Raw genomic sequence first — 6,980 nt, 5'->3', positions numbered from 1 at the left:
CCAAGCTCAGCATCTGACTCCTGTGCTCAACTTTTTCAAACGCGTCGAGAATCGCCCCGCCCACCCTTTGAGAAGGCGAGTCTGAGGTCTTGAATTCAGGGTACTGATCCTCGAGATCAATCAGCTCTCTTAACAGCTGGTCATATTCTGAATCGGGCACTGAAGGTTTATCAAGGACATGATATTCATAATTATATAGATTTAACAATTCATGTAGTTCCTGTATTCGTTTTTCAGCTGATTGTTGATCCATTCTAACAACCCTTTCTTGCTAATCTTCATCGCTTATTAAACAAGTGTTTAAATCTTTGAACGTTGATTTAACAACGGTTTGAGCTGTTAACCAAACGTTTGTTTAACTGGATGCAGTGAGTTCATCCACATTTTAATTGTCCTTTAAACACCGCTGCCCGATTCCGTGGAAGACTTCGCTTTCCGCGGGTGACTCGTGAGCTTCCTCGGTCATTCCTGTAGGGTCTCACATTAGTCACTTCGCCCGCAGGAGTCTTCGTCTTCCACTCCAATCAGCAGCCAGAGTCAACTCTAATAATTAAATCAACAAATAATCTATTACATAGCTTGATTATGCTTTTTCTATCGGAGCAAACTTTGCCAATAGACGTTTGATTCCTGTCGGGCTTGGGAATGCGATATCGAGTTCGACACTGTCGCCAGAGCCTTTTACACTTACGACGGTACCTGTGCCCCATTTTTTGTGGGCAGCCTTGTCTCCCACCTGCCAGGATACTGCTTCACCGCCGGTTGTTTTTTGTACAACAGGACGGGTGACAGGTTTCCTCGGTGCAGGACGCGAAGGCGATCCTCCGGCGGATCTGCCATAGGAAGGGGAGAATGGGCTGTTGCTTTTGCTTTCAGCCATAACATCATCCAGGAGATCAGCAGGGATTTCCCCGATGAACCGTGATACAGGATTCATTTTCGTCTGTCCAAAAAGAGTCCTCATTTGGGCATTGGTCATATAGAGCTCTTCTTCGGCCCTCGTAATCCCGACATAGGCAAGGCGGCGTTCTTCCTCCATTTCGTCTTCTTCCATAAGGGAACGGCTGTGAGGAAACACGCCTTCCTCCATACCCATAAGAAACACGACAGGAAACTCAAGTCCTTTCGCCGCGTGAAGTGTCATCAGGATCACGGATTCTTTCGGCTGATCATCTTCATCCAGTTTATCGATATCTGCAACCAGCGCAAGATCCGTCAAGAATGCAACCAGACTCTTATCGTCGTTTGACTGTTCAAAGCTTTTTGTAACGGACAGGAACTCGTCCAGGTTTTCCAGTCGGCTCTGGGATTCGATCGATTTTTCAGCTTTCAGCATATCGGTGTAGCCTGATTTCTCAAGGATTTCTTCCACAAGCTCTGTTACCGATAAGTACTCCTGCATTCCAGTATAGCCTTTTACCATCTCTTTAAATTCAATCACAGCTTTGGTGATTTTCGGACTCAGCCCGATAAAATCAGCTTCCTCGAGCGCAGCGAACATCGAAATGTCATGATCCCCTGCATAACGTGCGATCTTATCAATCGAAGTAGCCCCGACTCCCCGTTTCGGTACATTGATGACACGCTGAAGGCTGATATCGTCATCCGGATTCGCAATCAGGCGAAGGTAAGCAAGAATATCCTTGATTTCTTTACGATCGTAGAATTTGATCCCGCCGACGATGGAGTATTCAATATTCGATTTAAGCAGTACTTCCTCCATCACACGGGACTGTGCATTTGTACGATAAAGGATGGCAAAGTCCGAGTACTTGCGTTTCCCGCTTTCCACCATCTCTTTTATTTTCCCTGTGACAAACTGGGCTTCCGACTGCTCGGTATCCGCTCTGTAATAAGATATCTTTTCGCCGTCATGATTTTCTGTCCAAAGATTCTTCGGCTTACGGTTCGAGTTCTTCTGGATGACTTCGTTCGCTGCTTGTAGAATTCGCTTTGTTGAGCGGTAATTCTGTTCAAGAAGGATGACATTTGCCCGCGGATAATCTTTTTCAAATGAAAGGATATTCGCAATATCCGCTCCGCGCCAGCGATAGATCGATTGATCTGAATCCCCTACCACGCAAAGGTTTTGAAAGCGGGAAGCGAGCAATTTGACGAGCATATACTGGGCTCTGTTCGTATCCTGATACTCATCCACATGAATATATTGAAACTTACGCTGATAGAATTCCAGCACTTCAGGTACACGCTGAAAAAGCTGGATCGTCGTCATGATCAGGTCATCGAAGTCGAGTGCCTGATTCTTACGGAGACGCTTCTGGTATTCTGTATAGACGTCCGATACTACCTGGTCATAGTACCCTCCCGCTGTTTTGGAGAACTCTTCGGGATTGATCAGTTCGTTCTTCGCCGAACTGATTGAGCCGAGAATGGAACGTGCATCGAATTTCTTCGGGTCGATGTTTCGATCTTTTAAGATGGATTTGATTACAGACTGCTGATCCGTAGAATCCAAAATGGTAAAATTGCGATTCATTCCAATTCGGTCTATATCCCTTCGGAGGATACGCACACACATGCTGTGGAATGTCGAAATCCAGATATTCTCGGATGCTCCCCCGAGGATGTTATTAATACGATCTTTCATCTCCCTGGCCGCTTTATTCGTAAAAGTAATCGCCAGGATATTATAGGGATTGACCCCTTTTTCCACCATAAGATACGCAATCCGGTGCGTCAGCACTCTAGTCTTACCGGATCCTGCGCCTGCCATGATCAAAAGAGGACCCTCCGTTGCCTTCACAGCCTCTGCCTGCTCCGGGTTCATTCCGTTCAATAACCGATCAGTCAAAAATTGCATAACATTCACACCACCATAACGAACATACGTTCTATATTTGTCTTCTATTATATCTCAAGGAGAAAGAAACCTCCAGTACGATTCTATCGTTTGACTGCATTGACCGTTTTCAATGCTTCTTTCAAGTCTTCATAAACACTATTCCCCACGACAATCACATCTGATACTCCGGCCATTTCCTTCGCCTGTTCAGCCGTCTTAATGCCGCCGCCGTAAAACAGCTTCGTATTCTCAAGTGAATCTTTCACTTCTCTCACTGTTTCAAGATCCCCATAGGTACCGCTGTATTCCAAATAAAAAATGGGGAGGTTAAACATTTTCTCGGCCATCATGGCATACGCAGCGACATCTTCACTTGCCAGCTCCGTGTTCGCTTCCGTTACCTTCGCCGCTTTACAATTACTATTCAATATACAATATCCTTCAACAAGGATTTCATCCCAATTCATGATCTCCCCGTATTCCTTTACCGCCTGATGGTGAAGTCCCGTTACCCAAGCGGTATTCGGGCTGTTCAACACCATCGGAATAAAATATAAATCAAATCCGGGAGTGATCGACTCTAAATTCGAAACTTCCAGTATACAAGGAACTGTGTAGCGTCTTATCCGTGCCATCAAATCAAGGACCTGTTCGAGGGTTACACCGTCCGTTCCCCCGACAATGATCGCATCGGTTCCAGATTCGCATACAGCTTCCAGCTCTTCATCATCTATGTGTTTATTCGGATCCAGCTTGAACACATGGCTCCAGTTTTGGACATCATACATTCATCGTTCCTCCATTCATACATCCATCTAACGTATTATATCATGTGAGGAAGGGAGCCGCATTACCTCGCCTTTTGTCAAAAATTGAAATTTGATCAGTGCCTGAACATCGGTGAAGGAAACATTATGGTGGTAGAATCTAAGAATCGTTCACCCCATACAAAATAAAACCGCTACCCAAATGGATAACGGTCCAATCATTATTTTTCTTCTTTTTCGTGAACACGGTCCAGAACAAGCTGATACGTATCGTTTCCGTAATTCAAACAGCGTTTGACACGGGAAATTGTTGCGGTGCTTGCTCCCGTTTCGGTTTCAATCTTATGGTATGTCTTCCCTTCCTGCAGCATTCTCGCCACTTCCAGCCGTTGCGCCAGGGATTGAATTTCATTGATTGTACATAAATCATCGAAGAATCGATAGCATTCTTCCATATCCTGCAGGGAAAGAATCGCGTTAAAGAGCTGATCCAGTTCTTTCCCTCTTAGTTTATTTATTTGCATAAGTAGTCTCCTTTTCCTTCACTATTCTTGATACGAGACAGTTCCTGATAACCCTGGAGAGCTCGGTATAATGTTGATCCAGGTAGCCCCTTTTCTCAGCGGGATTTGTTTGCCGTTTTCAAAAGGAAGGATTCTTCCTTCATCATTCTTCCACTGAACCTCCCGGAGCTTTCCTTCCTGAATGAGGTAAGCATTGCCGCCGGATTGAAAATCGATATCCCGTCTTCCTGCACTGTCTATGATTCGATGAGATGTTTCGACAATAAAGATATTCTCGAGTAAAACGGGGTCTTCGGTATCATAATCGACGGTCTGTTCCCCATTTGAGTAACGTTCGTATTTACCTTCGTCCTGATTGTATTCATAGACGACATCAAAAAGCGGGTTATTAAAGTAAGAAATCATGATGGAATTCGCTTTTTCCCCATTAATGGATTCTTCTTTGGTTAAGAACCTTAACGACTTTGGCGGTTGATTCATCACGAAATCGCTCTGCTCTGCCCCTTTTTGGATATGTTCGAAAGAAATATATGAATTATGCGGCGCTTTCCTGAATTTTGCCCGCTTGAATAACGTACCATCGTACTCCATGCCGTTTAAATGATCGATTTCCCCGCTGTCAAGCTTGGCTTCGGCATCCGGGCTGTAGCCATGGGCGATGTAGACACTGTCATAACCTTTGGCAAGGTCAATATAATAGTCCCTTGCACTTCGGACCGGTCCGATCTGCTCAGGCTGCTGACTTTGATAAATGGCCAGGAATCGGGTCACATCTCCTTCAGCGAGCACTTCATACACGATATCCGCTTTGGAAAGACCTGACTGCGGTCTTGCTTTAGGATGATTGTTCACCATGACAGCAACCGATCGGTCCTTTGACTCTTCCTTCATTTCTTCACCGGTGAGCGGCGACTGGAACTTCATTTCATTTTCCGTGGACGCAGGCGCAGCATTCTCTTCTTTTACAGGTGTCTTCTCTGCTTCTTCTTTATCAGAGCTGCACGCAGCAAGGGTCAGTGCACTTAATAAAATAATAAGCGGCTTTTTAAGCATGAATCGTAACACCCCTATTTGATCTGTTTCTATACTTTCATATTTTAACGCATTATCGTTGGAAAGAGTACCGTTTTCTTCATTACATCATAGATTCCTTTTTGCGTCACCCGGATATAAGGTAAGTGCGTGGACTGTAAAAAAAGCAAAGTGTAGATGGGATCTGAGAACCGATATCCTCTTTCTGACAGTAAAGTCTTCATCCGCTTCTCTTCTTCAATCAGCTCCGGCATTTCTTTATCCGAAAGAAGGCCGCTGAGAGGTAGCGGAATTTCTTGCAGGACCTCCCCGTTCTCAGTGAGGACAATCCCTCCCCCTAACTCTTTCATCCGATTGAACGCCGCAATCATGTCGGGTTTGCTTTTTCCAATCAAGATGATGTCTCCCGTGTTGGAATATGAGGATGCAAATCCTTTCACTCTATTTGAAAAACCTTTCAGCATAGTGCTGATTCTCCATTTCCCGTCACGGTCCAACAGCATAAGGAACGATTGATCATGGTCTTCCGAAAGTTCGTCAGTGGACGGATTGATGGTGATTGAATACGGCTTGGTGATCACATCGTTTACCATTTCGATCCCAAAAGGCATGGAGAATTGAAGATCATCATACGTGACATCCCAGTCGAGAGATAACGGAGCAAACCCATTCTCTTCCCAGTGAATCTTCTGATCATGGTCGACAGGATTGCTGTTTCTCCATACCCACTTGCCTTTTGACAGGACCGAAACCGGTGTCGGATCATCTTTACTTCTCAGGAAGTTGATATTGGCCACTCTCCCTGTTGCAATCAATCCATGCAGATGTGTGAGATTATAGTAGTTCGCAGCATTATAGCTGGCCATATTATATGCCTCGACCGGTGGAATGCCTTTGTCTATGATCATCTTTATCAAAACATTCAAGACACCTTCTTCATGAAAGGCAGGTGTCGAACCATCTGTTGTAAGGAGGATCGAATCATAATGATCGATGCCCATTTTTTGAAGACCATCAAGCAAGATGGGAAGATCGGGACGGATCGATGAATGACGGAGCGTCACCGTCAGCCCCTGGATCAGCCTCTTATATACGTCCTCACCGGTCATCGATTCATGATCTCCGTCAATCCCAAGCAGTCCGAGCTTGGCGATGGTCTTATCGGATGATCCAGGGAGATGCCCCTCAACGATTTTTCCCATTCTCTTGGCTTCCTGCATCCAATGAAGAATCAGGTCATCGCCTTCCAGGAGCCTCGGCCATGCTGTCAGTTCCCCGCCCTGTACGACAGCGTCATGTTCAAGCCACGACTTCACATCCCCGTTAGAAAACGTTGTTTCTTCGTGCACCATTTCAGTCTGCGAATCAAACCGTGTCCACCAATACATCGAATAAGGCAGTTTATTGAAATCCCTCAATAAAGAAAACGCTTTCTTTTTTTCCAACTGTAAAAACATCATAAGATTATCGTTCACAAATGTAGTTGTACCTGTTTGGGATGCATACTTGGAAAAAGATTGGGGATTATAAAGCTGAAATGGATGGACATGCGGTTCTATATATCCGGGAACCAGGTATTGTAATGTACAGTCTACAATTTCACAATCCCCGACAACATCCGGGAGCCTGTCACCTGTGTAAATAATACGGTCTTCATACACCCAGATATGTCCCTTAACCCATTTCTTTAATGTTGAATGAAGGTATGTTGCATTTTTCAAAAGGATGGTTGGAGATCGCTCTCCATCGAGAACTTGTACATGTTCCCGAAGTTGTTTATTCTTCCATCTGTAGCGTTGTTCCAAAGCGAACACTCCTCTGGTGGAATGGTATTGTCAGTTTTATTTAAGTTCT

General features: G+C 44.9%; 6 protein-coding genes. All 6 read right to left on the bottom strand.

The annotated features are described in order from the left end of the window. The coding region (locus HP456_RS17635) for a DNA ligase LigA-related protein (RefSeq protein ID WP_446680273.1) at positions 1–253 on the bottom strand (253 nt) is incomplete at its 3' end. 330 nt (positions 254–583) lie between these two features. Next, the gene (gene pcrA, locus HP456_RS17630; RefSeq protein ID WP_172253537.1) at positions 584–2,821 is read right to left on the bottom strand and encodes a DNA helicase PcrA; all 2,238 of its coding nucleotides are present in this window, start codon (positions 2,819–2,821) and stop codon (positions 584–586) included. Between the two features lie 83 nt (positions 2,822–2,904). Continuing rightward, the gene (pcrB, locus tag HP456_RS17625; protein ID WP_172253535.1) at positions 2,905–3,591 is read right to left on the bottom strand and encodes a heptaprenylglyceryl phosphate synthase; all 687 of its coding nucleotides are present in this window, start codon (positions 3,589–3,591) and stop codon (positions 2,905–2,907) included. Positions 3,592–3,791: 200 nt separating this feature from the next. Continuing rightward, positions 3,792–4,094: a YerC/YecD family TrpR-related protein gene (locus HP456_RS17620; RefSeq protein WP_172253533.1), complete on the bottom strand. Its 303-nt coding sequence runs from the start codon at positions 4,092–4,094 to the stop codon at positions 3,792–3,794. Positions 4,095–4,115: 21 nt separating this feature from the next. Beyond that, on the bottom strand, positions 4,116–5,147 hold the full coding sequence (locus tag HP456_RS17615) for a DUF3048 domain-containing protein (RefSeq protein WP_172253531.1): 1,032 nt from the start codon (positions 5,145–5,147) through the stop codon (positions 4,116–4,118). Positions 5,148–5,191: 44 nt separating this feature from the next. Further along, positions 5,192–6,931, bottom strand: coding sequence for an adenine deaminase C-terminal domain-containing protein (locus HP456_RS17610; protein ID WP_172253529.1), 1,740 nt, complete (start codon positions 6,929–6,931; stop codon positions 5,192–5,194). Positions 6,932–6,980 lie beyond the last annotated feature (49 nt).

This window comes from Bacillus haikouensis (genome assembly GCF_013179555.1).
Classification (GTDB): Bacteria; Bacillota; Bacilli; order Bacillales; family Bacillaceae_B; genus Rossellomorea; species Rossellomorea haikouensis_A.
This window is presented reverse-complemented; position numbering and strand designations above follow the sequence as displayed.